This window comes from Kribbella sandramycini, from assembly GCF_013131805.1.
Taxonomy (GTDB): Bacteria; Actinomycetota; Actinomycetes; order Propionibacteriales; family Kribbellaceae; genus Kribbella; species Kribbella sandramycini.
Genome location: NZ_JABJRC010000004.1, coordinates 79,841 through 103,892, shown reverse-complemented (window position 1 = coordinate 103,892; position 24,052 = coordinate 79,841). Strand labels below are relative to the sequence as shown.

Below are 24,052 nucleotides of genomic sequence, written 5' to 3'. Positions count from 1 at the left end.
GACAAAGGTGCTCGTTTTTCCCATGGACATCACACCCGCTGGAGTTCCCGACAAGTTCGCCGTCCTCGGTCTGACCTTCGACGACGTCCTGCTGCAGCCCAACGAGTCCGACGTCATCCCCTCCGAGGTGAGCACGCGCTCCCGGGTGAGCCGGAACATCGAGGTGAACATCCCGCTGCTGTCCAGCGCGATGGACACCGTGACCGAGGCGCGGATGGCGATCGCGATGGCCCGCCAGGGCGGTCTCGGCGTCCTGCACCGCAACCTGTCGATCGAGGACCAGGCCCAGCAGGTCGACCTGGTCAAGCGCTCCGAGTCCGGGATGATCGCCCAGCCGATCACGATCGGTCCGGATGCGACCATCGGCGAGGCCGACGCGCTCTGCGGGCAGTACCGGATCTCCGGCGTCCCGGTGGTCGACGACGCCGGCGTCCTGGTCGGCATCGTGACGAATCGTGACATGCGCTTCGAGAACGACCTGAGCCGGCCGGTCCGCGAGGTGATGACCAAGCAGCCGCTGATCACCGGCAAACAGGGCATCTCCGCGGACGACGCGATGCTGCTGCTCAGCAAGCACAAGGTCGAGAAGCTGCCGCTGGTCGACGACGCCGGCAAGCTGACCGGCCTGATCACGCTGAAGGACTTCGTCAAGCGGGACAAGTTCCCGCTGTCGACCAAGGACGACAGTGGCCGGCTGCGCGTCGGCGCCGCGATCGGTTTCTTCGGCGAGGCCTACAAGCGCGCGATGGCGCTGGTCGAGGCGGGGGTCGACCTGCTCGTCGTCGACACCGCGCACGCGCACTCCAAGGCCCAGATGGAGATCATCCGCAAGCTCAAGGCCGACCCGGCGACGCGCGGTGTCGACATCGTCGGCGGTAACGTCGCCACCCGAGCCGGCGCCCAGGCGCTGGTCGAGGCCGGGGCGGACGGCGTCAAGGTCGGCGTCGGCCCGGGCTCGATCTGCACGACGCGGGTCGTGTCGGGCGTCGGCGTACCGCAGGTGACGGCGATCTACGAGGCCTCGCTGGCCTGTAAGCCGGCCGGGGTGCCGGTGATCGGCGACGGCGGCCTGCAGTACTCGGGTGATATCGCCAAGGCGCTCGTCGCCGGCGCGGACACCGTGATGCTCGGCTCGCTGCTGGCCGGTTGCGAGGAGTCGCCCGGCGATCTGGTCTTCATCAACGGCAAGCAGTTCAAGGCCTACCGCGGGATGGGCTCGCTCGGCGCGATGTCGTCGGCCGGCGGCCTGCGCAAGTCCTACTCCAAGGACCGCTACTTCCAGGGTGACGTCGGCAGCGACGAGAAGCTGATCGCCGAGGGCGTCGAGGGCCAGGTCCCGTACCGCGGCCCGCTGTCGGCCGTCGCGCACCAGCTGATCGGCGGCCTGCGGCAGTCGATGTTCTACTGCGGCTCGCGCACGGTGACCGAACTGCAGGACAACGGCCGCTTCGTCCGGATCACCTCGGCCGGCCTGCAAGAATCGCACCCGCACGACATCCAGATGACGGTCGAGGCCCCGAACTACTCGGGCCGCTGATCCGCCTGCCTACGAAGGACACCAGATGACCGAGATCGAGATCGGCCGGGCCAAGCGCGGGCGGCAGGCGTACGCGTTCGACGACATCGCGATCGTCCCGTCCCGCCGGACGCGGGATCCGGAGGAGGTGTCGACGGCCTGGCAGATCGACGCCTACCGGTTCGAGCTGCCGATCCTGGCCGCCCCGATGGACTCGGTGATGTCACCGGCCACCGCGATCGCGATCGGGCAGGCCGGCGGTCTCGGCGTCCTCAACCTCGAAGGTCTCTGGACGCGGTACGAGAGCCCGGAGAGCCTGCTGGAGGAGATCACCTCCCTCGATCGGGAGCGCGCGACGCACCGGCTGCAGGAGATCTACTCGGCGCCGATCAAGCCTGAGCTGATCTCGCAGCGGGTCCAGGAGATCCGGGCCTCCGGTGTCACCGTCGCGGGCGCGCTCTCCCCGCAGCGCACGAAGCAGTTCGCCAAACACGTGGTGGACGCCGGCGTCGACCTGTTCGTCATCCGCGGCACCACGGTCTCCGCCGAGCACGTCTCCGGCCAGGCCGAGCCGCTGAACCTCAAGCAGTTCATCTACGACCTCGACGTCCCGGTCATCGTCGGCGGCTGCGCCACCCACCAGGCCGCGCTGCACCTGATGCGCACCGGCGCGGCCGGTGTCCTGGTCGGCTTCGGCGGCGGCGCCGCCCACACCACCCGCAAGGTCCTGGGCGTCGCCGTCCCGATGGCCTCCGCCGTCGCCGACGTCGCCGCCGCCCGCCGCGACTACATGGACGAGTCCGGCGGCCGCTACGTCCATGTCATCGCCGACGGCTCCGTCGGCCGCTCCGGCGACGTCGCCAAGGCCATCGCCTGCGGCGCCGACGCCGTCATGGTCGGCTCCCCCCTGGCCCGCGCCTCCGACGCCCCCGGTGGCGGCTACCACTGGGGCGCCGAAGCCTGGCACGCCGACCTCCCCCGCGGCGAACGCGTCGAAGTAGGCGTCACCGGCACCATGAACCAAATCCTCTTCGGCCCCTCCTGGGTCCCCGACGGCACCATGAACCTGGTCGGCGCCCTCAAACGAGCCATGGCCACCACCGGCTACACCGAACTCAAAGAGTTCCAGCGCGTCGAGGTAGTCGTCGGCTGACCACCGCCGCCCTCCTCCTCCACGGCTCCAGCGGCGAGCCGGACGCGGATCGCGCCCGGCTCCTTGAAGCCGAGGGGTACGAGGTCCTCGCGCCGCGCTGGGCGGTCGGCCCCGAGGTCGCCCTGGAGTCGTTCCCCCTCGACGAGCTAGCCGCCGATCACGACCGACTCGTCGTGATGGGCAGCTCGTGGGGCGCCGAGGCCGCGCTGCTCCTCGGCGCGCTCGACGAACGGGTGGACGCCGTCGTCGCGTTCGCCCCGAGCGCGTACGTATGGGGTCGCGTCGACAACGACGGCCGCCAGCGCTCCGCCTGGACGTGGCGCGGCGAGCCGCTCCCGTTCGTCCCGTTCGATCTCGCCTGGCAGCCGGGAGTACTTCGGGGAGATCGTGCGGTCGCGGGGGAACCTGCTGACGCGAGTGGTCGTCGAACCGGCTGCCGGGCATCGGGTGGTGTTGCCGGGAGAGCCGCCGAAGACCGCGGGTCAGCGGATGGCGCGCGGCGGATCGGATGACGCGGATCGGGCGCTCGGGAGTCGCGCGTGGCCGGTGATTCTGCAAACGCTCGCGGGCTGAGCGACGTGCGGCGCGGACACCTGGGTTGCAGAACTCTGGAAGGATTGCGGTATGGGATTGTTCAGTCGGGGTAGCCGGGAAGCGGACAATGTGGCGCTGGCTACGGCGCGGGCTACGTTGACTTCGGATGATGTGGATCAGGTGCGGTTTCTGATTACGTCGCGGTTGTTCGTACATGCCACGAAGTTGGTGCGGGACCGGACCGGGCTGGATCTCAAGAAGTCGCGGCAGATCGTGGAGGAGATCAGGTACGGGACATATGTGCCGCCGGTGCGGGATACGCCGGTGGTGCGGGTGCCGGGGACGAATCTGGCGGAGCGGACCAGGGCGCTGAAGGCGGCTGGGGAGTTGCATCAGGCGACGGCGCTGGTGGTGTCGGAGACGGGGATGACCGAGGCGGAGGCCGGGTTGTTCGTGGGTGCGCTGAACGCCGAGGCCTAGCCTTTGACGTAGGAGAGTTTCTCGGCGATCTTGCCGTCGCGGAGCCGCATGACGTCGACGCCGCGGACGTGACCGCGGCCGCCGGTCTCGGCGCGCCAGGAGTAGTGCCAGCGGACGACGGCGCGGTCGCCGGCGACGATCGTCTCCTCGGTCTCGAAGCGCGGCTCGACGGTGTTCTCGAAGAGCTTCCGCCACTCGGCGCGGACGGCGTCGGCGCCCTCGAAGCGTTGGCCGTCAGGGGCCGGCGAGGTGGACTCGAAGACGCAGCCCGGGGTGACGAGCGCCAGTACGGCGTCCAGGTCGCACCGGTCGAACGCTGCGCCGAAGCGGTTGACCAGATCGAGTGCGGGTGACCAGCTCGGGTCTCGGCCGAAGGCGGCGAGTAGCGCGTCGGCTGGGTCGGCCGAGCTGGGGAGCGGGTCACCGACCATTCCGGCCGAGCGGTACAGCTCGGCGCGCTCCGCGAACCACAGCGTGACTTCGGCGACCAGCTCGGCGTCGAGGCTCCGGTCCGCGCCGACTGCCGCCGCCAGATCCCAGGTGTGAATCAGATGGTCGGCGACGAGCTGACGCAGGTACTCGTCCGTTGACTCATCGCCGTACGACAGATGGACGGTCCGTACGTCGGTTCCGGCAGCCAGCTGCGCATCAGCCGCGGCGATCAGCGCCGTACGGGCGGGGTCGTCACCGAGCAGATCCCCGTCGAACGCGGTCCCGACGTCCGCGATCGTCCGACCGGCCATCAATGGGACGGTCCACCGTTCTTCACCGACCACGTGGTTCACCAGGGCGCGGACGTCCCACTCCGCGCACGGCGTCGGCGCCGACCACTGCTCGTTGCGCACCGACTGCACAAGCTGTGCGAACGCCCCCACGCTCCGATTGTGTAGCTCAACTATGTCCATGACGAGCCCCCTCAGCGCCAGCGTCCGCCGTACCGGGGGCAGCGTCAAGAACTAACCGCCGATGCGGCGCTCAGGGCCGACCAGGAGTTGTTGGGCGGCTTCGTGGGCGTGGTGGGATGCGGTGAGGTCGCCGGTGGCGGCCAGGAGGTCGCCGTGCTGGCGGTAGCAGGCAGCGGCCAGATCCTTCATCTCCGGCTGGTCGTCGGTGAAGGGGATGAGGGCAGTCGCCACCTCCGCGCACCAGCCGGCCAGGTCCAGCGCCAGCTCGGTACGGCCGGACTCGTGGACGGCTCCGGAGATGTCGAGCAGCAGTTTCGCCCAGATGGGCGCGTAGGTGCTCGTCTCGTAGCGCATCCGCTGTGACTCGCGTTCCGACGAGATGGCGAACAGATAGTGCGCCTCCAGGCCCAGCGTCATCGCAGTGTGGGAGTCCTGAATCAGCAGGGCCGGGATGAGCTCAGCCAGCTCAGTCGCCCGCACACAGGCTGACTCCGGGTCGGTGCGGCCAGACACCGTCGCCAGCGTCATACCCGGAGCCGGCTCAGCCAGGGCCAGCAGCCGGTAGTACTGCTCGTAGGGCCCGAGCTTGATCTCGGCGTTCTCCAGCGCGGCGACCAGCGTCAGCGGCAGACCGCGCTCCAGCTCTTCGGTGACCCGGGCCGCGGTCTCCGCGTCGGTGTCGAACGCCGTCCGCAGGCAGGTCTCGCCCTCCATGATGCGACCGACGATGCCGAGGTGTTTGCCCTTGCGGGTCAGTGCGGCGACCAGTGTGCGCATGTCGGTCGCGGAGTCCGAGTCAGCCAGGGTGTCAGCAGTGTTGAGGCCGATCTCATCCGCCTCCAGGGCCAGATCGAGCCTGCCCTCCGCTGCATGGACGTCGGCCGACACTGCGGTCGCCGTACACAGGTAGCGCGCGTAAGACAGCGACTGTGGGCTCTCGTTGATCTGATCCGCGAGCTGGAGGAACAGCTGGGTCGCTGCGTCCGCAGACGCGACCGCGAGCGCCGGATCGCCGTACCGGCGCAGAATGAGCGCATTCATCGCGAGAACGCGCGCGAAGTCCGGCTGGTGCCGCAGGCCTTCTTCACCGCCGACGAGCTGCCCGTACGCGATCACCGCGCCGTCCATCTCCAGTACGGCGGTGGCGCCGCGACCGCGGTGCGCCTGGGTCATAGCGCGCCGCGCCCTGATGTCTGCCAGGTACGACGTCGCGTCGAGGACTCCGGCGTCGCTGAGCTCGGTGTAGCCGAGCTGTGCCTCGTGGAGCGCGGCAAGCGCTTCCTCATGGCGGCCCGCGGCGTTGAGCGAGCCGGCCAGCTCGTAGTGCGTCGCGGCCATCAGATGCTTGGCCTCGTAGTGATTGGGCTGCTCCTCGGCCCGCTGCCGGGCAAGCTCGATCACTCGCTGCTGATACGGCCCGGCCTCATCCGCCCGGCCCTCTTCGATCAGCACCTGGGCTGTCTGCAGCGCCTCACCGAGCTCGTCCTCAGGAGGCGTCCAAAGCCCCCCGCTGTCCACCATCTCGCGTTTCCACCCCTTCGAAGGTTCAACCGTCAACCCTAGGGCAATGCATCTGCACGTGCAGTGGGACACGATGCGCATTTCGGTACTGACACCCGCTATTACTGGCAGGTAGCCTGGAGGAATGAGCGAGCGGAGCGAGCGAACAGACAGAACAGCCGAGCACTCGCTCAGGCCGGAACCGAGCGCCAGCGAGGTGGAGGAATGAGCGAGCAGACGTCGATTCCCGCGGACCCGGAGCTCGACCCGACCGCGTCGTACGCGACCGACCAGTCGGTCATCCGGCGGTTGTCGGGGCTGCTGCGGGCGACCGCCGGTACCCGGACCTCCTATGCGCCCGCGACCGGCCAGCCGATCGCGGATCTGCCGGTGTCCAGCCCGGACGACGTACTCGGCGCCGTGCGGTCGGCTCGGCGTACGCAGTCGACCTGGCGCCGTGTGCCGCTCGACGAGCGCGCTGCGATCCTGCTGCGCTACCACGACCTCGTGCTGGACCACCGGCACGAGCTGGTCGATCTGGTCATCCGTGAGTCCGGAAAGGCCCGCAAGCAGGCCTTCGAGGAGGTGGCGCACGTAGCGCTCACCGCGCGGTACTACGGCCGCAAGGCGCACGAACTGCTCGACCCGCAGCGCAAACTCGGCATGTTCCCGGTGCTGACCCGCGCTGAGCAGCGCTACGTCCCCAAGGGCGTCGTCGGCATCATCTCGCCGTGGAACTACCCGCTCAGTATGGCGATGGCCGACGGCCTGCCCGCCGTCCTCGCCGGGAACGCCGTCGTGCACAAGCCTGACAGCCAGACCCCACTGACGGCGCTGCGCGCGATCGAGCTCCTGTACGACGCCGGCCTGCCGCGGGAGGCCTGGGTGCCGGTGAACGGCGACGGCCCGACCGTCGGCGGCGCGATCATCCAGAACACCGACTACATCTGCTTCACCGGCTCGACCAAGACCGGCCGGCTGGTCGCCAAGCAGGCCGGGGAGCGGCTGATCGGCTGCAGCCTGGAGCTGGGCGGCAAGAACCCGATGCTCGTGCTGCGCGACGCCGACGTGAACCGGGCCGCCGAGGGCGCCGTCCGCGCCTGTTTCGCCAGCGCCGGCCAGCTCTGCGTCTCGATGGAGCGCCTGTACGTCGCCGATCAGGTGTACGACGCCTTCGTCACCGCCTTCGTCGACCGGGTGAACAAGCTCCGTCTCTCGGCCGGCACCGGCTGGGACGTCGACATGGGCTCGCTGATCTCCAAGGACCAGCTGGAGACCGTCAGCCGGCATGTCGACGACGCCAAGGCCAAGGGCGCCGTCGTCCTGGCCGGTGGCAAGGCGCGGCCCGATATCGGCCCGCTGTTCTACGAGCCCACGGTCCTGTCCGGTGTGACGCCGGCGATGGAGTGCTTCGACAACGAGACCTTCGGCCCGGTCGTCTCGATCTACCGGTTCTCCGACGAGTCCGAGGCGATCCAGCGGGCCAACGAAGGCGAGTACGGCCTGAACGCGAGCGTCTACACCCGCGACGCCCGCCGCGGCCGCGCGATCGCCGCCCAGCTCGTCGCCGGCACGGTCAACGTCAACGAGGGCTACGCGGCCACCTTCGGCTCGATCGACACCCCGATGGGCGGGATGCGCGCCTCCGGCCTCGGCCGCCGCCAGGGCGCCGAAGGTATCCGCCGGTACGTCGATCCGCAGGCGATCGCCACCCAGCGCCTGCTCCCGATCGCCGCCTCCCACGGCATCCCCGACGAGACCTACGCCGAGCTCATGACCGGCGCCCTCCGAGTCCTGAAGAAACTGGGACGGGCCTAGTGTCCCGTCTGCAGCGTGGCTCGGCGCCAGCGGCGCCCATGCACGCACCTCGCGGCACTTGGTCAGCGCCCACGATGCTCCGCATCGAGGCCACTGACCAAGCACCCCGATGCACGCACCTGTACACCGCTGGCACTCGAGCCACGCTGCAGACGGGACACTGATGCCATGGCTGCCGACTACGACGTCCTCGTCATCGGGTCGGGTTTCGGCGGCTCGGTCAGCGCGCTGCGGCTGACCGAGAAGGGGTACAAGGTCGCGGTGCTGGAGGCCGGGGCCCGGTTCGAGGACGCGACGTACGCGAAGAACTCGTGGGACACCAAGCGGTTCCTGTTCGCGCCGAAGCTGGGGATGTACGGCATCCAGCGGATCACCGCGCTGCGGGACGTGATCATCCTGTCCGGCGCGGGTGTCGGCGGCGGCAGTCTGGTCTACGCGAACACGCTGTACGAGCCGCTGCCGGCGTTCTACACCGACCGGCAGTGGGCGCACATCACCGACTGGAAGAGTGAGCTGGCGCCGTACTACGACCAGGCCAAGCGGATGCTCGGCGTCGCGACCTACCCGCATTTCACGCCCGCCGACCAGGTGATGAAACAGGTCGCGGACGACATGGGCGTGGGCGAGACCTTCCATCCGACACCGGTCGGTGTCTTCTTCGGTCAGCCCGGGGTCGAGGTCGAGGACCCGTACTTCGGCGGCGCCGGGCCCCGGCGTACCGGCTGTATCGACTGCGGCGAGTGCATGACCGGCTGCCGGCACAACGCGAAGAACACGCTGACCAAGAACTACCTCTACCTGGCCGAGAAGGCCGGCGCCGAGGTCTTCCCGCTGACCACCGTCACGTCGGTCGAGCCGCGGCCCGGCGGCGGCTACCTCGTCGTCACTCGGCACACCGCAAACCGGAAGATCGTCCGCCGCTTCACTGCCGATCAGGTCGTCTTCGCGGCGTCCGCGATCGGTACGGCGAAGCTCCTGCACCGGCTGCGTGACGAGGGCAAGCTGCCCCGGCTGTCGCAGCGGCTGGGCGTGCTGACCCGGACGAACTCCGAGTCCCTGCTGGGTGCGATGGCGATGGGCAAGGACGTCGACTACACCAAGGGCGTGGCGATCACGTCGTCGTTCCATCCGGACGAGATCACCCATATCGAGCCCGTTCGCTACGGCAAGGGCAGCAACGCGATGTCGCTGCTGCAGACCGTTCTCACCGATGGGGACGGCGATCGGCCGCGCTGGCGGACCTGGCTGCACGAGCTGCGGGTGCAGCGGAAGAACATCCGCCGGCTGTACGACCTGCGGCACTGGTCCGAGCGGACGATCATCGCGCTGGTCATGCAGACCGCGGACAACTCGATCACCACCTTCGGCAAGCGGGACCGGCTCGGCCGCTGGCGGCTGACCTCGAAACAGGGGCACGGCGCCCCGAACCCGGCCTGGATCCCGGTCGCGAACGACGTCATCCGCCGGATGGCGAAGGTGATGAGGGGGACGCCGGGCGGCACGATCGGCGAGCCGTTCAACGTGCCGATGACCGCGCACTTCATCGGCGGCTGCGCGATCGGCGACTCGGCCGCGACCGGCGTCGTCGACCCCTACCACCGCGTCTACGGGTACGACGGCCTGCACATCCTGGACGGGTCGACGATCTCGGCCAACCTCGGCGTGAACCCGTCGCTGACCATCACCGCGCAGGCCGAGCGGGCGCTGTCGTTCTGGCCGAACAAGGGCGAGGCGGACACCCGGCCGGCGCTCGGCACCGCGTACCGGCGGTTGGCCCCGGTGCCGCCGACGAGCCCGGTCGTGCCGGCCGCGGCCCCGGGCGCTTTGCGGCTGCCGGTCGTTCCGAAACAGGCTGTGACGAATCCGTAACGCAGTCCTGATGTTCCATCGACGTGATTTACCGCACGCCGGGAAAACCCCGATGAAATGAAAAAACCTCAGCCCGGAGGAGGCTGAGGTAAATGCCGAACAATGGCCAGAAAAGGGAGCGAGCCCCTCGGGAACGTTTCCGCCCAAATCGTTTCCCGAGGGGCTCACTCAAGCCGGGGTGAGGCGCCCGGCGCTTTGGGATCGGGTCACCAACCATGGCTGGCGACCCGAGCTCTTGGTAACTACCTTACATCCGATTTCCAGAGTTTCGAGCCCTACCGAGTGGTTGTGATCACTCCGCGTGCTGATCGTAATGATCGGCGCTCGTTGCTCTTTGTCACCGGGTGGCGGTCTTCCTTGCGGTAACCGCCTCTGCACACATCAACGAGCCCATCTACAGGGGGTTACGAGGTTCCGCAGAAATTCCAAAAAACTTTCTCCGAGCCGTTCCGGACGGTCGCAGAGCGTGCCTGTGGCACTCGGCCCCGGTTTGTTCCACGTGACGCACCCCGCAGCCCGATCGCCGCCGGCTGGCTTAGTGTGAGCCGACCGGACGACTGAGGCAGGAGAACCATGGGCGACATCCTGGACGTGGCACGCGAGCAGGTTCTGGAGCAGGGCACGGGCCTGACCCAGGAGCAGCTGGTCGAGGTGCTGAACACTCCGGACGACCGGCTCGAGGAGCTGCTGGCGCTGGCGCACGACGTCCGGGTGAAGTGGTGCGGGGAGGAGGTCGAGGTCGAGGGGATCATTTCGCTCAAGACCGGCGGCTGCCCCGAGGACTGTCACTTCTGCTCGCAGTCCGGTCAGTTCACCTCGCCGGTGCGGTCGGTCTGGCTGAACATCCCGGAGCTGGTCGAGGCGGCCAAGGAGACCGCGAAGACCGGCGCCACCGAGTTCTGCATCGTCGCCGCGGTCCGCGGGCCGGACCAGCGGCTGATGTCGCAGGTGAAGGCCGGTATCGAGGCGATCAACGCCGAGGTCGAGATCAACATCGCCTGCTCGCTCGGCATGCTGACCCAGGAGCAGGTCGACGAGCTCAAGGCGATGGGTGTGCACCGGTACAACCACAACCTGGAGTCGGCCCGATCGTACTTCGGCGACGTTGTCACCACGCACTCCTTCGAGGAGCGCTGGGAGACCTGCCTGATGGTCAAGGAGTCCGGCATGGAGCTGTGCTGCGGCGGCCTGGTCGGGATGGGCGAGACGCTCGAGCAGCGCGCCGAGCTGGCCGCGCAGCTGGCCGAGCTGGAGCCGCACGAGGTCCCGCTGAACTTCCTGAACCCGCGTCCGGGGACGCCGTTCGGCGACATGGAGATCATGGGCGGCAAGGACGCGCTGCGCACCATCGCCGCATTCCGGCTCGCCATGCCGCGCACCGTGCTCCGGTACGCCGGCGGGCGCGAGCTGACCCTGGGCGACCTCGGCACCCGCGAAGGGCTGCTCGGCGGTATCAATGCGGTCATCGTCGGTAACTACCTGACCACGCTGGGCCGTCCGGCCACCGCGGACCTCGATCTGCTCGCCGAACTCAAGATGCCGGTCAAGGAACTCCAGAAGACCCTGTGATGACCACGCTCGTCTACTGCGGCCACTGTGGCCGTGAGCAGGCCGACGGCAGTCACGAGGACTGCCGTCGGGCCTTGGCGATGGAGCCGCCGCGCTACTGCGCCGAGTGCCGGCGCCGGATGGTCGTCCAGGTCCACCCGATGGGCTGGAGCGCGCGCTGCTCCGTACACGGCACTCTGACCAGCTCGTAGTCGCTCGCCTACAGGGTGAACATGTTGTTCACATCTCAGGCACCCGTGGCCCCGCAGCGGCAGACCAGCGTCTACCGTGGTTGCCCGTGGAGGATGTGTCGGTCGGTGGGTGGCTGGAGCGGGATGCCCAGCTTCTCTGGCATCCATACTCGTCGCTGGCCGAGCCCTCCCCGGTGCGGCTGGTCCGCGGCGCTTCCGGCGTCCGTCTGAGTCTGGACGACGGTTCCGGCGGAACTGTCGAGGCAATCGACGCCATGGCGTCGTGGTGGTGCATGATCCACGGCTACCGGCACCCGGTGCTCGATGCCGCGCTGAAGGACCAGGTCGACGACTTCAGCCATGTCATGTTCGGCGGGCTGACGCATGAGCCGGCCATCCGGCTGGCCGAGCGGCTGGTCGAGATCACGCCCGCGCCGCTGGAGCATGTGTTCTTCTGCGACTCCGGCTCGGTGTCGGTCGAGGTCGCGATCAAGATCGCGCTGCAGTACCAGGTGGCCCGGGGCCGCGTCGGGCGGACCAAAATGCTCACAGTCCGCGGTGGCTACCACGGAGACACCTTCGCGCCGATGAGCGTCTGCGACCCGGTGAACGGGATGCACTCGCTGTTCACCGGCGCACTGCAGGAGCAGGTGTTCGGTCCGCAGCCACCTGCCGGTTTCGACCGTCCGGACGACGATCCGGAGTTCCTGGCCTGGGCTGCGGCGATGGCTGCGGTTGCTGAGCAGCAAAGCGACCAGATCGCGGCCATCGTGGTCGAGCCGATCCTGCAGGGTGCCGGTGGCATGTATCCGTACAGCCCGGCCTGTCTGCGGGTGCTGCGTGAACTGGCGGACCAGCACGGCTTCCTGCTCATTCTGGACGAGATCGCGACCGGCTTTGGGCGTACCGGGACGCTGTGGGCCTCCGAGCATGCCGGGATCGATCCGGACATCCTCTGCATCGGCAAGGCGCTCACTGGTGGCTATCTGAGCCTCGCAGCGATGCTTTGTACGGCGGAGGTCGCACAGGCCGTCTCGAACGGTCCAGGTGGTGCGCTGATGCACGGCCCGACCTTCATGGCGAACCCGCTGGCTTGCTCGGTCGCGCTGGCATCCATCGACCTGTTGCTCGCTGGGGACTGGGCTGTCCGAGTAGCCGAGCTGTCCGCGGGGCTGTCGGCCGGTCTGGCTCCTGTTGCCGAGCTGCCAGGGGTCAAGGACGTTCGAGTGCTTGGCGCGGTCGGAGTCGTCCAGCTGGGCGGTCCGGTCGACATGGTGCGGATGACGGACGCCGTGCTGCGCCGCGGGGTCTGGGTGCGTCCGTTCCGCGATCTCGTCTACACGATGCCGCCGTACGTCTGCACGGACGACGACATCGCGACCATCACGACGGCTATCGCCGAAGCGGTGCGGGAGGTCGGGTGCTGAACGACTGGCTGGCTCCGAAGGCCGCGGCGCTCGAGTCCCGTGGGCTGAACAGGCGGCTGCGAGCCCGCAGCGCCGACGAGGATGTCATCGACCTTGCCGGGAACGACTATCTGGGCCTCTCCCGCGACTCCCGGCTGATCGAGGCCGCTGCAGAGGCGGTCTGCCGCTGGGGGACCGGTGCGACCGCGTCCCGCCTGGTGACCGGGACGACGACGCTCCACGAAGAGCTCGAGTCGGCTCTGGCCGCGTACGCGGGGCATGAGGCCGGGCTGGTGTTCTCCTCGGGCTATCTGGCCAATCTGGGTGTTGTCACGGCGCTGGGCGGGCCGGGGACGTTGCTGGTCTCCGATGAGCACGTGCATGCGTCCCTGATCGACGCAGGCCGGTTGGCGCGGTCGCGGGTGGAGATCGTCCCGCACAACGACGTCGAGGCGGTGACCAAAGTGCTTGCTGAGCGCAACGAACCGCAGGCGGTCGTCGTCACCGAGTCCGTCTTCAGCGTCCTGAGCGATGCAGCGCCGCTGGCCGAGCTGGCCGCGACTGCGCGTGCGAATGACGCCGTGCTGCTGGTGGATGAGGCGCACGGGGTTGGGGTCACCGGCGGTGGCCGCGGTTCGGTGCATGCGGCCGGGCTCGCTGGGCTGGAGCACGTGATCGTCACGATGACGCTGTCGAAGGCGTTGGCCGCGCAGGGCGGCGTCGTACTCGGTCCTGAGGTGTTGCGGTCGCATCTGATCAACCGGTCGCGTCCGTTCATCTACGACACCGCACTCAACCCGGCTGCCTGCGCTGCGGCTCTGGCCGCGCTGCGTGTGCTGATCGCTGAGCCGGAGCGGCCGGTGGCGATCCACTCGGCCGCGGCTCGGCTTGCTGCGGTGTGCGGCGTACCGGCTGCGACGGGTGCAGTCGTTTCGGTCCCGATGCCCGGTCCGCGAGAGACTGTCCGCGCGGCCGAGCTGTGCCGGGACAATGGCGTGCTGGTAGGCAGCTTCCGACCGCCCTCGGTGCCGGACGGCATCAGCCGGCTTCGACTGACCGCGCACGCCGGTCTGTCGGACGCCGACCTCACCCGCGCTTGCACCGTCATCTCCCGAGTCATCAGCGAGGTCTCATGATCACCATCGTCACCGGTACCGACACCGGCGTCGGCAAGACTGTTGCCACCGCTGCCCTCGCCGTGCGCGCTGCCGCGAAGGGCACGGTCGCCGTCGTGAAGCCGGCGCAGACAGGTGTCGGTCCGAACGACCCGGGTGACCTCGACGACGTCAATCGGCTGACCGGCATCACCGCGCTGTTCGAGGGCGTCCGGCTGCGCGATCCGCTCGCGCCAACGACGGCTGCGCGGCGTGAGGGGGTGCCGCTGCCCTCGGCCGAGATCCACGCGAAGTCCGTTGACGGTCTGGCCGCGGCGCACGACAGCGTGATCGTCGAGGGCGCTGGTGGTCTGCTGGTCGGTCTGGACGCCGATGGCGGCACGCTGGCCCATCTGGCCAAGCATCTGACTCAGCCGTACACGTTCGTGATCGTGACCCGCGCTGGGCTGGGCACGCTCAGCCATACCGGTCTGACGGTCGAGGCGCTGCGGGCGCGAGGTCTGCCGGTCGAGGGGCTCATCATCGGCTCCTGGCCCGCCGAGCCGGAGTTGGCCGACCGCTGCAACCTTGAGGACCTGCCCGCGACCACCGGCCTCCCGGTGCTGGCGCGGATCCCGGCTGGCGCCGGGGACTACGACCAGGAGACCTTTACGAAGGCAGTGCCCGGCTGGTTCGCGTGACCGGCTGTCCGGCCCGGTACGACGAGGAGCTCGGGTACTGGGTCGTCGACGACCCAGCTCAGGCACGTGGCGTGCTACTCGACCCGGAGACGTTCCGGCCGGACAACGCCGTACTGGCGCACACACCGCTGTCAGTGAAGGCCCTGCGAGTGCTATCGGCAGTGGGCTTTGCGTTGCCGCCGGCGCTGGCCAATAACGCGGGGGAGTCGCACCGGCCGATTCGGGCTGCGGTAGCGCGTTTCTTCAGCCCAGCGCGCGTCGCGGCCGTTGAGCCGCTGACGCGCCGCCTGACTGCGGACCGGGTGGCCGCAGCGCGGGCTCGACTCGCTGCGGGTGGGCAGGTCGACCTGGTGGCAGCTGTGGCAGCAGAGCCACCCGCTCTGGTTCTGATGCACTTGCTGGGTCTGACCGGCGTCGACGTACCAGCTCTCAAGGCTTGGAGCCTCGACTCTCTCGAGCTGTTCTGGGGTTGGCCCGACGCGGACCGGCAGCTGGAGCTGGCGCACAGCGCGGCAGAGTTCTACGCCTGGCTGCGAACCCGGACTTCGGCTGCCCGCCAAGACGGGGGTGACGACCTGTTCGGCGTACTGGTCGCGCTGGGGCTGACCGACGAAGAGGTGTGTGCGGTCGGCTACTTCCTGCTGATCGCCGGGCAGGAGACGACCACCCAGCTCATTTCGACCGCATTCCAGCGCTCTGTCGGGCAGGAGCTGGCCGACGTGGAAGGCGTGCTCCGCGAGGCGTCGTCCGTGCCTACCTGGCGTCGGGTTACCTCCACGGCGGCCCTAGTAGGTGAGGCGGAACTGCCGGCCGGTGCTCCCGTGCTGCTTGGCCTCAGCGGCCGCGGCGGATCGGCAGACCTAGCTTTCGGTGTCGGAATCCATCGGTGCCTAGGCGCCGGTCTGGCCCGCCTCGAGACTCGCGTAGCGCTGGAGTGCGCCGAAGAGCTGCTCGGCGAGAGTCGCCTGGTCGAGGAGCCGCCAATGATCGACCTGCTGTCGTTCCGCGCGCCGCGGCGACTCCTCGTTGTGCGTTAGCCGGTGTACTCGCGGCCGCGCCGGAGCGGCGGCAATTGCGGGGGAAGTGCGGGTGCCTCCTCAACCGCTCCGGTCGTCAGCCGGCGGATGCGGTCGGCAACGAGCTGAGCGGCGCGATCAACATGTACCCAGGTCTGCGCTGGATGCCGGATCACCGGGACTGCGTTTAGCGCGGCGGTGTGCAGGATCGCCTCGGAGACACCAGGCAGCGCCAGTAGCGCCGTCGACAACACGCCAGGGTTCATTTCGGCTTGTTTGCGGCCGTTCTGATGCACCACCGCGACCGGCAGGTCGAAGGCCAGGCTGGGCGCGTTACCCGACAGAGCGACCTGCAGCACGGACATGACCGCGTCCCGCGCCTTCTGCGCGACCAGATCCGTTGCCCAGGCCTTGCCGGGCAGCTTGATCAGGAACGTCGCCCTGGCGAGCGCCCGCTCGATCAGCGTCTCGGTGACCAGCTCGAACGCAGGTCTCGTGTGCACCTGGGCGATCTGCTGCCAGGGGATGACTGCCTTCTGATCGATGGCGAGCCCGTACGGCGACAGGTGGATCCGGCCGAGCCGATTGACCAGCACTGCCGGCGCGGTCAGGGATCCGGGCAGGAACGGCGTGATCAAGCTGGACGCCGACATCTCCCACGGCGCTTGAGCTGGTGCGGTCGGGCGAGGGTGCCGGGCCAGCAGGTCCTGGACCCGGGACGGTGTCTGCACGTCATTGCTCCTGTTCGTCGGCGGTCAGCAGCACCAGCAGCTCGACCGACCAGGTGAGGTGGTACTCGCGGGGCAGCCCCATCAGCAGGTGGGTCTCGCCCCGGGCGGCCCGCAGCACAGCCTCGGCGTACAGCGGCGGCATCGCGGTCGCAGCGGCCGCGACCCCAGTCCGGGCGTAGTCCGCGATCGCCTGTAGGTCGTCGGCAGGCCACCGGCGTCCGACGGCCGCCGCCAGCGCGCTGGTGATCGCTGCCGCGTCTGGCCAGTCCGCTGCGCTCTGCTCGGTGCAGTAGCCGAGTACTTCGCGGGTTGTGAGTACTTCGGAGAGCAGCGTCATCGCTTGTCCCCTCGTAGGCGTTGGATGAGGGTGGAGATGACGACTCCGGCGATGATCGCGGCCACAGTGAGCTTGTCGCCGTGCAGGTCGGACGGCTGCGGGTTCGTCACGACCACATCGGACGTCGCGTTCGGTGCGACGTAGCCGGTCTCCTGGTAGGTGCCTTGCGCATCGCAGACCCAGGTGACCGTCGGCGGCTTGTCGCGGTGCTTCTGGATCAGGACGTAGGACGAGTGCTCGGTCTTCGTCACATCGTCGAGGTCCGACAAGGACGAGAACCGGTTCGGTGCGACCGAGACGCCGTAGTCCTGGAGCGCCTTTCGGGCGGTGCGGATGTGCCCCTGAGCCTCAGTGGTGTGCTTCGGGGAGAGCTCTCGATGCGCGTTGCGTAGCAGGTGGTCGCGGTCGGAGTCGAGTGTGCGGAGCAGCCGGCTCGCGGCTGCCGCCAAGCCGTTCTCGACCTGGCCGATGCCGATCAACGCCGACCAGGCGAGTTCGGCGACCCGTTCCAGGTCACCCAGGACGTCGTCCATCCCGTTCTCGTCCATCAGCGGCCTCCGGGGCAGACGACGCAGCCGCGGCTGGTGTGTGGAGTGGTGCCGCCGCAGGGCGCGCAGTAGTCGGGGTAGGTGCGATCGCCCGCGCTACCACCAGCCGCACGGCTGCCGCACTGGACGCACTGCGGAGAAGAGAGCCCACGTGAGACGTGTGCCGTCGTCCCTGTGCAGCTGGCGCAGTACCGCCCGAACTGTCCCTTCGGGTACTTGTCAGGCACTGCCTGCTGCACGGGCGCTTGCGTTGGTGCAGCGGTGAAGACCGGTACGCCGATGCTGCGGTACCCGGCGGCCGCAGTCCGGCCGGCGAGCGACAGCATCCGCTCTGTTCGGCTCAGACGATGCCGCCAGGGGCGGTACCAAGTAGCGACGGCCCAGAACGCGGCCAGCGCTGCGATCACGATCGGATGCGCCCAGTCCGGGTCGTACCCCCGGCCGGCATCGCGGATGCTGATCAGCAAGGTGAGCAGCGCGGTCACAGCAGCCAGCACACTCGTCCAAGGGCGGCGTCGGAGCAGGCCGAGCACTGAGGTGATGATGATCAGCACGGCGACCTCAGCACCGGCCGTCATTGCCCCGAACAGGCTCAGCGTCAGGAGGAACTCCAGCGGACGGCGCTCCGCCGCCAGCTCCTCAGCCGGAGTGACCTGCTCCTTCCGCGCCAGCCGACGGCGTCCGGACAGCTGGAGCCCGCGCGCGAAGCCGACGGCCAACAGAACGAACAGCACGCCCAGAAACCATTGCGGCTGGACCGGCAGGGGAGATGGGTCGGACGGAGGCGAACCGCTCAGCAGGATCAGCGACAGCGACGCCAGACCGAGCGCCCAGATCCATCCCGGTACTCGGCCCGGCCCGGCGAGCAGCAACAACCCGCCGACCACCAGAGCCGGGACGAACGCCGGCACGACGGTCAATCCGGTCACGGTCATCCCCAACAGCAGCGCGGTCAGCAGTGCGGCGCCGAGCCAGACGGTCAGCGTCCAGCGCGCGGAGTGCCAGCGGCTGGGTGTTGCAGGCTCGGGCTGGTCCCCTCGAACGTGGCGCTCGATCCGGTCCAGCTGTGCGGTGATGTCGAGGTCAGGCGGCGCGGTCAGGTCCGGGCTGACGACGATCGGCAGCAGCGCGTGCTGCTGGTCGTCGAGCCCGGGGCCGAAGACCTGCACGGCCTGCTGCCAGAGCGCGTCGACCCGGTCGTCGACCTGGACGACGTGATCGGACTGGCCGAGCTCGGCCAGTGCGGCGCGGTAGTGGTTCATCGGGAGCGTCATCGGTTCACTCCGAACAGGATCATCGGCTGCGGGCGGTCGTGCACGGACCGGTCGAACCACAGCGCCCGCTGCGGCCGCGGGCTCCAGCTGACCAGCTCGCCACCGGTCAGCGCGGACAGATCGTTGCCTTGAGCATCCAGTGCAACCCAGAGCCCGATCTGCTCATCGAGGCGGGCGTCGTAGTCGCTCAGGTCGTCCTTCAGCCGGTTCACGCTGCGCCACCAGCCGAGGAGCCGGATCCCGGTCTCGGCGGAGTCGAGCAGGATCCGTCGCAGCTGCTCGTGGCCGGTCCGGCCGTCGCCGGATCGCCGCAGGACGGCACCGGCGGCGTCCACGCCGACGAACACGATGAAGTGCGGTGCTGCCCCTGCCCCCGTGGCCAGCTCGTTGCTACGGGCTGCCAGGGCTTCGACGAAGTCGGCGACCGCGTCGCGCGCAACCACCTCGACCTCGTGTCCGTCGAGCAGAGCGGCCAGCCGCGTGGCGAGCTCGGGCTCCGCATCGGTGCCTCCGATCAAGAGGCTGAAGCGGGCGGCCCCGGGTGGCACCTGGCGAGCCAATGAGCGAACGGCCGCGCCGAGGACGGCGTACACCTCGCTCGGTTTGGTCCCGATCACCGCGAGATTCCGCGCCGGGCCGGCCGCGAGCCGCGCGCTTGCGGCCGCGTCCGCCACGTCGAAGGACCGGCCGAGCAGGACAGTCCAGTCGCGGGGAGCGCGTGGCGCCAGCGTGCGGAAGTCGGCGGCATCGTCGAGCGGTGGGACGGCTGAGCCGTCGAAGACGACCGGCTGCGCATGCGGCGCCCGGCGCGCCAGCTCGTCCTGGACAGTCTGCAGCGTCGGCTCGTCGAAATGCGGGAGCCGGACGACGCGGTCGTGCCCACGCAGTCCGGTCTCGTCGTTGAGCACGGCGTGGTACGGCTGAAGCCGTTCGGCGGCCGGGTTGTTGTCAGCGAGCACTCGCTGCGCACCGGGCAGCGCCACGCGCAGGGTGAGCTGTGCGACCAGTGCGGGTCGTCCGAACAGCGCATCGATCCCGGAGACCACTTGGCTGGACAGAACGAGGTGAATGCCGAACGACCGGCCACGGCGGGCCAGATCTTCCAGTAGGTCGACGGCCTCCGCAGTGATCCGGTCCGATCCGGCCAGCAGGATCTGGAACTCGTCGATGACGGCTACGATCCGCGGCCACCGGCCGTTGGGGTCTGCTGCCCGCAGACCACGGAGGTCGACCACCCCGTGGGCCTTGACCGCGGCCGCCCGAACGCCCAGCTGACGGTGCAGGTCCCGCAGTGCGGCCAGACCGAACTCACGGTCCGAGTTGATGTGCACACCGATGAGGCGGGCGTGCGGCAGCGCACCGGGGGTTCGCGCGAAGGAGGCGAACGACACGCTTTCCTTGAAGTCCAGCAGGTACAGCTCGACTTCGTCGGGGGAGTAGTTCGTCGTCAGGCCGAGGATCAGCCCGTAAATAAGGTTCGTCTTGCCGGAGCCGGTACGGCCGCCGATCAGAGCGTGGGCTGGGCTGTCGCCCAGTCGTAGCGGCTGGGGCCGGCCGCCGGCGTCCCCGATCGCCACTGCGAGGCCGGAGTCCGATCGTGCGTGCCACAAGTGGCTCGGCTGTAGTTGCAGTGCGGACAGTCCGCCGCCAGTGATCCGCGCATTGAGCGCAGTCATCGCAGGGGCGTCCGGAAGCGGCAGACCGTCCGGACGGACCTCCAGTAGCGGCCCAGCCACTGCGCAGCGGACCCGCTGGGGTGCGACCTCGATGTACTCGACCGGAAGGTGCGGTGGCAGCCTGCTGTCGATCACGATCGCGTGGATCCCGGCAGCGGGACCTGCCTGCAGCAGCCAGAGGAACTCCTCGCGCTGGCTCACAGCGAGCCGGTCGAGTTCGGAGATGATGAGTAGCCGGTACTTGTCCGGCGGACCGGACGCCTCTTCGATGTTGCGGCGCAGCCGGGTGAGGAGGTTGTCCACCTGGGCCGGGTCGGCCGGATCGATGTCGAAGCACAGCCCGTGGTCGTAAGCGTCGTCCCGGTTCAGGAACTGGGGTAGCCAGCCGTCACCGATCACCACGAGCTGCCCCGGGCTGGTGGTGGCGAGCGCTCGCAGCACTAGGTTGTCGACGATCTGTGCCGTCTCCTCAGGGCAGACCTGCCCCAGCGGCGCACCGATCATGGGAGCCGGTCCGACGAGCACATGTCCCGCGCCGAGCAGCGGTACCAGGATCGGGAGGTCGATGACGCCGTCCGCGCCCAACCCGATGCGCGTCGTACCGATCCGCAGGGGCGGGGCCGGTACGACGGTTGTCTGCACGAACTCGGTCGTCTGGGACCACGCTGCCACTGCTGCATCGGGCAGTGTGCGCAGTACGTCATCCACCGACCCGACGAGGTGCCGCGTGCGGTCCACTGCGACCGGCAGCCGACCGGCGTCGCGTTGCTGCCGGACACTGCCGCGCGCCCAGGCGAGTCCGCGATGAATCTGCTGGAGAGCGTCCTGGCTCTCCCAACCGACGGTGGACATCGGTCAGATCGACCGCGCGTACGTCGACGCGGACTCCTGCGATCGGGCGATCGCCTTCCGGGCCTCCTCGATACTCGCCTTGGCGGCGCGGAGCGCGGTCTGGGCCTGGCCGATGAGCTCGTGCCCGGTGCCCTCGGCGGCCCGGTTCAGCATCGTCAGCGCCTCGTCGAGTTTGGCGCTCGACCGGCTCAGCGTGGCCGCGCCGGCCGACGACTCGGCGTTCGCCTTGGTGATTGCGGCCTTGACCTCCTGGACCGACATACTCTCGATCTCCTCTCTCCGGCAGGACTGGGTGATTACGCACGGTGAGAGAATCAGTGCGGTGATTCGGCCGCAAGTGTTCGGCCGAACAGCCGCCGAACACTCCGCCGAATCCTGGCCTGACCAGCGGAAACAGCAGATGGAGAGAAAGTCATGGACGACCAGGGCCGGGGCTCGGGTGGGCCGCCGAACGGTGACGTTCGGTCCGCAGTCGAACTGACCCGCGAGTTCCGGCAGCGGCTGCGCGACCTGCGGGTGGAGGTCGGTGACCCGAAGGCGGGCGTGCTGATCACCAAGCTGGCGCCGACCGGGCTCAAGCTGAGCCCGGCGACGCTGTCGGAGTTCGCCAGCGACAAGCGGCCGCTGGTGCTGCCACAGGCCGATTTCGTCGAGGCGTACGTGACCGCCTGTCTGCGCTTCCGGGGTGACACTCCGGAGGAGGTGCGCCGACAGGTCTACAGCTGGCTCAACTGGCGCAACGGCATCGCTGTGACAGCCGGTCTGCCGGTCGCGCCGGTAGAAGAGCCCGATGCGACCGAGGAGCCGGTCGAGGAGACACCGGCCGCGGCTGAAGCACCGCCGGTGCAGCCAGCCCGGCGGTCCCGGCGGCTCTGGCTGCTGCTACCGGTGGCGGTCCTGGTCGGTGCGTTGCTCGTCGTCGCCACGCAGCGCTTCAGGGTGGTCGCAGTGGCTCGCGACGCGAACGAGCTGAAGGTGCTGATCGGCCGGCCGGACCTGTCGAACCCAGACTCGGACGGGTGCGCGGAGCGCTTCGCAACCGTCTACAACTCGCTGTCAGCCCCCATGGGGACGGCCAAGCTGGAGGACTGCCGCCGGGAGCTGCGACTGTCCTGGACCGACCATCTGGCCGATGGCTACTGCATCTATGTCCTGATCGAGTGGCCTGACGGTAGCGTCGACCGCACCGAGAAGGCCTGCCCCGCCGGTGAGCTGGAGCAGTCGACGATCCCGCGCCGCGGGCCGGCGTACACGGCGACGCTGACTGCGCACAACGTGGAGCAGCAGAAGCCGAGCTGAGCTGATTACAGCCCCGCTGACCTGCACCGATACCCTTTGACCGTGACTGAGCATGAGTTGGTCCTGGTTGTTGACTTCGGTGCGCAGTACGCCCAGCTGATCGCGCGCCGCGTGCGCGAGGCGAAGGTGTACTCCGAGATCGTGCCGCACTCGATGCCGGTCGAGGAGATGCTGGCCAGGCAGCCGAAGGCGATCATCCTGTCCGGCGGGCCGCAGTCGGTGTACGCCGAGGGTGCGCCGCGGATCGACTCCGCGCTGTTCGACGCCGGCGTCTCCACGTTCGGCATCTGCTACGGCTTCCAGGCGATGGCGCAGACGCTGGGCGGCGACGTCCGCAAGACCGGTCTGCGTGAGTTCGGCCGGACGCCGGTCACCGTGAGCGAGCCGGGCACGCTGCTGGCCGGCGTCCCCGAAGACCTCAACGTCTGGATGTCCCATGGCGACGCCGTGCACGCGCCGCCCGCGGGTTTCGCCGTGCTGGCCACGACCGAGGGCGCGCCGGTGGCGGCGTTCGAGGATGTCGAGCGCCGGCTGGCCGGCGTCCAGTGGCACCCGGAGGTGCTGCACTCGCAGGCCGGTCAGGCCGTGCTGGAGCACTTCCTCTACGACATCGCGGGCTGCAAGGGCGACTGGACCACGACGAACGTCGTCGACGAGCAGGTCGAGCTCATCCGGCAGCAGGTCGGCGACAAGCAGGTGCTGTGCGCGCTGTCCGGCGGTGTGGACTCCGCAGTCGCCGCTGCGCTGGTCAGCCGGGCCATCGGCGACCAGCTGACCTGCGTGTACGTCGACCACGGTCTGCAGCGGGCCGGTGAGTCCGACCAGATCGAGAAGGACTTCGTCGCCGTCACCGGCACGCGGCTGGAGGTCGTGGACGCGGAGGACCAGTTCCTCGGCGCCCTGGCCGGCGTCACGGACCCGGAGCAGAAGCGCAAGATCGTCGGCCGCGAGTTCATCCGCACCTTCGAGGCCACCGCGCGCAAACTCGACGCCGAGCGGCACATCGAGTTCCTGGTCCAGGGCACCCTCTACCCGGATGTCGTCGAGTCCGGCGGCGGTGCGGGCGCGTCGAACATCAAGTCGCACCACAACGTCGGCGGCCTGCCGGACGACCTGCAGTTCTCGCTGATCGAGCCGCTGCGCACCCTGTTCAAGGACGAGGTGCGGGAGCTGGGTATCGCGCTCGGCCTGCCCGAGTCGCTCGTCTACCGGCACCCGTTCCCCGGCCCGGGCCTGAGCATCCGCATCATCGGTGAGGTGACCCGGGAGCGGCTCGACATCCTCCGCCAGGCCGACCTGATCGCCCGCACCGAGCTGACCGCCGCCGGTCTGGACCGGGAGATCTGGCAGTTCCCGGTCGTCCTGCTGGCCGATGTCCGCTCGGTCGGCGTCCAGGGCGACGGCCGCACGTACGGCCACCCGGTCGTCCTGCGTCCGGTGACCAGCGAGGACGCCATGACGGCGGACTGGGCCCGCCTGCCGTACGACGTGCTGGAGCGCATCTCAACCCGCATCACCAACGAGGTCGACGAGATCAACCGCGTCACCGTCGACATCACCAGCAAGCCCCCGGGCACCATCGAGTGGGAGTGACCCCCGGGGGC

22 protein-coding genes are annotated in these 24,052 nt (G+C 69.1%); 14 read left to right on the top strand and 8 right to left on the bottom strand.

Annotated features, from left to right (window positions below; all coding sequences use genetic code 11):
• The first annotated feature begins 22 nt into the window (after positions 1-22).
• The 4 genes from guaB (at position 23) to HPO96_RS18565 (ending at position 3,683) form a co-directional block, all read left to right on the top strand.
• Positions 23-1,537, top strand: a complete 1,515-nt coding sequence (gene guaB, locus HPO96_RS18580) for an IMP dehydrogenase (RefSeq protein ID WP_171674765.1) — start codon at positions 23-25, stop codon at positions 1,535-1,537.
• Between the two features lie 25 nt (positions 1,538-1,562).
• Positions 1,563-2,669, top strand: a complete 1,107-nt coding sequence (locus tag HPO96_RS18575; RefSeq protein ID WP_171674764.1) for a GuaB3 family IMP dehydrogenase-related protein — start codon at positions 1,563-1,565, stop codon at positions 2,667-2,669.
• A 176-nt stretch (positions 2,670-2,845) separates the two neighbouring features.
• A complete protein-coding gene (locus tag HPO96_RS18570) occupies positions 2,846-3,181 on the top strand; it encodes a hypothetical protein (protein WP_171674763.1) in 336 nt (111 codons plus the stop codon).
• 202 nt (positions 3,182-3,383) lie between these two features.
• Positions 3,384-3,683, top strand: coding sequence for a hypothetical protein (locus tag HPO96_RS18565; protein ID WP_238355295.1), 300 nt, complete (start codon positions 3,384-3,386; stop codon positions 3,681-3,683).
• Here the strand turns inward: HPO96_RS18565 and HPO96_RS18560 are convergent.
• Entirely contained in the window at positions 3,680-4,558 is an 879-nt protein-coding gene (locus HPO96_RS18560; protein ID WP_337796706.1) for a TIGR03086 family metal-binding protein, read from the bottom strand. The genes HPO96_RS18565 and HPO96_RS18560 overlap by 4 nt on opposite strands.
• Positions 4,559-4,639: 81 nt before the next feature.
• Positions 4,640-6,109, bottom strand: a complete 1,470-nt coding sequence (locus HPO96_RS18555; protein ID WP_202886159.1) for a hypothetical protein — start codon at positions 6,107-6,109, stop codon at positions 4,640-4,642.
• Positions 6,110-6,313: 204 nt separating this feature from the next.
• On the opposite strand from HPO96_RS18555, the gene HPO96_RS18550 reads away from it, so the two are divergent.
• The 8 genes from HPO96_RS18550 (at position 6,314) to HPO96_RS18515 (ending at position 15,752) form a co-directional block, all read left to right on the top strand.
• Complete coding sequence (locus tag HPO96_RS18550) at positions 6,314-7,906, top strand: succinic semialdehyde dehydrogenase (RefSeq protein WP_171674760.1); 1,593 nt, start codon at positions 6,314-6,316, stop codon at positions 7,904-7,906.
• Positions 7,907-8,074: 168 nt separating this feature from the next.
• Positions 8,075-9,775 carry a GMC oxidoreductase gene (locus tag HPO96_RS18545; protein ID WP_171674759.1) on the top strand — a complete coding sequence of 567 codons (1,701 nt, stop codon included), beginning with the start codon at positions 8,075-8,077 and terminating at the stop codon, positions 9,773-9,775.
• A 573-nt stretch (positions 9,776-10,348) separates the two neighbouring features.
• Entirely contained in the window at positions 10,349-11,344 is a 996-nt protein-coding gene (bioB, locus tag HPO96_RS18540) for a biotin synthase BioB (protein ID WP_171674758.1), read from the top strand.
• A complete protein-coding gene (gene bsaP / locus HPO96_RS18535; RefSeq protein ID WP_171674757.1) occupies positions 11,344-11,535 on the top strand; it encodes a biotin synthase auxiliary protein BsaP in 192 nt (63 codons plus the stop codon). The genes bioB and bsaP overlap by 1 nt, the downstream gene beginning before the upstream one ends.
• Positions 11,536-11,648: 113 nt before the next feature.
• Positions 11,649-12,941, top strand: coding sequence for an adenosylmethionine--8-amino-7-oxononanoate transaminase (locus HPO96_RS18530; RefSeq protein ID WP_238355320.1), 1,293 nt, complete (start codon positions 11,649-11,651; stop codon positions 12,939-12,941).
• Positions 12,935-14,056, top strand: coding sequence for an aminotransferase class I/II-fold pyridoxal phosphate-dependent enzyme (locus tag HPO96_RS18525; protein WP_171674755.1), 1,122 nt, complete (start codon positions 12,935-12,937; stop codon positions 14,054-14,056). The genes HPO96_RS18530 and HPO96_RS18525 overlap by 7 nt, the downstream gene beginning before the upstream one ends.
• The gene (bioD, locus tag HPO96_RS18520) at positions 14,053-14,715 is read left to right on the top strand and encodes a dethiobiotin synthase (protein ID WP_171674754.1); all 663 of its coding nucleotides are present in this window, start codon (positions 14,053-14,055) and stop codon (positions 14,713-14,715) included. Before HPO96_RS18525 ends, bioD begins: the two co-directional genes overlap by 4 nt.
• Complete coding sequence (locus HPO96_RS18515; RefSeq protein WP_202886157.1) at positions 14,712-15,752, top strand: cytochrome P450 family protein; 1,041 nt, start codon at positions 14,712-14,714, stop codon at positions 15,750-15,752. Before bioD ends, HPO96_RS18515 begins: the two co-directional genes overlap by 4 nt.
• On the opposite strand, the gene HPO96_RS18510 is transcribed toward HPO96_RS18515, so the two are convergent.
• From HPO96_RS18510 to HPO96_RS18485, 6 genes are read right to left on the bottom strand one after another with little or no spacing between them, the layout of a single operon-like run.
• Entirely contained in the window at positions 15,749-16,462 is a 714-nt protein-coding gene (locus tag HPO96_RS18510; RefSeq protein WP_171674753.1) for a hypothetical protein, read from the bottom strand. The two genes, HPO96_RS18515 and HPO96_RS18510, sit on opposite strands and share 4 nt — an antisense overlap.
• A gap of 1 nt (position 16,463) precedes the next feature.
• A complete protein-coding gene (locus HPO96_RS18505; RefSeq protein WP_171674752.1) occupies positions 16,464-16,799 on the bottom strand; it encodes a hypothetical protein in 336 nt (111 codons plus the stop codon).
• Positions 16,796-17,347 (bottom strand): hypothetical protein, encoded by a 552-nt coding sequence (locus tag HPO96_RS18500; RefSeq protein ID WP_171674751.1) that lies wholly within the window; start codon positions 17,345-17,347, stop codon positions 16,796-16,798. The genes HPO96_RS18505 and HPO96_RS18500 overlap by 4 nt, the downstream gene beginning before the upstream one ends.
• On the bottom strand, positions 17,347-18,621 hold the full coding sequence (locus HPO96_RS18495) for a hypothetical protein (RefSeq protein ID WP_171674750.1): 1,275 nt from the start codon (positions 18,619-18,621) through the stop codon (positions 17,347-17,349). Before HPO96_RS18495 ends, HPO96_RS18500 begins: the two co-directional genes overlap by 1 nt.
• Positions 18,618-21,149 (bottom strand): FtsK/SpoIIIE domain-containing protein, encoded by a 2,532-nt coding sequence (locus tag HPO96_RS18490; RefSeq protein ID WP_171674749.1) that lies wholly within the window; start codon positions 21,147-21,149, stop codon positions 18,618-18,620. Before HPO96_RS18490 ends, HPO96_RS18495 begins: the two co-directional genes overlap by 4 nt.
• Before the next feature lie 3 nt (positions 21,150-21,152).
• Positions 21,153-21,410, bottom strand: coding sequence for a hypothetical protein (locus HPO96_RS18485; protein WP_171674748.1), 258 nt, complete (start codon positions 21,408-21,410; stop codon positions 21,153-21,155).
• Between the two features lie 153 nt (positions 21,411-21,563).
• Here HPO96_RS18485 and HPO96_RS18480 point away from each other — a divergent pair, with 153 nt between their 5' ends.
• Complete coding sequence (locus HPO96_RS18480; RefSeq protein WP_171674747.1) at positions 21,564-22,448, top strand: hypothetical protein; 885 nt, start codon at positions 21,564-21,566, stop codon at positions 22,446-22,448.
• Between the two features lie 42 nt (positions 22,449-22,490).
• A complete protein-coding gene (guaA, locus tag HPO96_RS18475) occupies positions 22,491-24,041 on the top strand; it encodes a glutamine-hydrolyzing GMP synthase (protein WP_337796705.1) in 1,551 nt (516 codons plus the stop codon).
• Positions 24,042-24,052: the final 11 nt, after the last annotated feature.